At 56.4% G+C, this 1,094-nt stretch carries 1 protein-coding gene; it reads right to left on the bottom strand.

The genetic code is table 11. From position 1 onward, the window contains the following. Positions 1–1,010: prophage tail fiber N-terminal domain-containing protein (locus K0778_RS28760; protein WP_250666418.1), on the bottom strand; the 1,010-nt coding region annotated here is incomplete at its 3' end. Positions 1,011–1,094: the final 84 nt, after the last annotated feature.

Genomic DNA, 1,094 nt, shown 5'->3' with positions numbered 1-1,094 from the left:
ACCTTGTCGAGATATTCTTTCGCCTTGTTCTCTGACGCTTTAGCGTTGGTTTCGCTGACCTTTGCTGCTGCCTCACTATTTTTCGCGTTGGTTTCTGATTTTTTGGCTGCTGTCGCGGAGTTTGCCGATGCAGTTTGTGAGTCTGCTGCCGCCTGTGCGCTGTTATCCGCATTCGTCTCAGACGTTTTTGCGGCCTTCGCGGAATTTCCTGCTGCCGTTGCCGAGGAAGCTGCACTGCCGGCGCTCGAGGCAGCGCTCGTTTCTGATGATTTTGCCGCCACTTTTGAAGCCGACGCATCCCGGGCTGAGGTGGCAGCTTCTGACGCTTTCGTGGTCGCGGTGGATGCAGATGTGGCCGCAGATTTTTGTGATGCTGCGGCATTCATTTCCGACGTTTTCGCTGCACCGGCACTGGTGGCTGCCGCGCTTTTTGAAGACTCTGCGGCGGCAGCACTTTTTGATGCTTCAGTGGCCTTTGTTGATGCCGTTCCTGCGCTGGAAGACGCTGACTGAGCCGACGACGCGGCCTGTCCGGCTGACGTGCTGGCTGCACGTGCTGAGCCTGTAGCATCAGTCGCATGGGTTGCCGCCTCACGGGCTGATGTGCCGGCATCGCTGGCTGACTTCTTCGCGGCTGCTGTGTTCTGCGCCACTGCGGACGCGTTACGCGCCACCTCTTCCACCATCAGTTCAAAGCGGCGCAGTGCCTCCGGACGGGCATCATCCTCCGTCATGGCACCGAGAAAATCATTCAGCGTACCGGGTCGGGAATCTTCATACACGGTGATGGTCCCGGCATGTGACGGCGGGAATCCTTCCACCAACAGAATAACGCTGTACTGACCGTACTCAACGTCCATGCTGTAACGCCCGGCTTCATCCGGATTTTCAGATGCCACCGTGTTCACCACCACCGTGGTGCTGTTACGTTTTGCTTTCAGCTGGATTGTGCAGTTCTGTACCGGTTTACCTGCACCGTCTTTCAGTACACCTGAAATCTTTACTGCCATATTCACCCCACAAAAAAGCCCGCCTGAACCGGCGGGCTGTCATAACACTGTGTTACCTGGCTAATCAGAACTTATAACCGACAC

This window comes from Escherichia sp. XD33 (assembly GCF_019375075.1).
GTDB lineage: Bacteria > Pseudomonadota > Gammaproteobacteria > Enterobacterales > Enterobacteriaceae > Enterobacter > Enterobacter flexneri_A.
The sequence above is the reverse complement of the archived record's forward strand: the minus strand, read 5'-3'. Positions and strand labels throughout refer to the sequence as shown.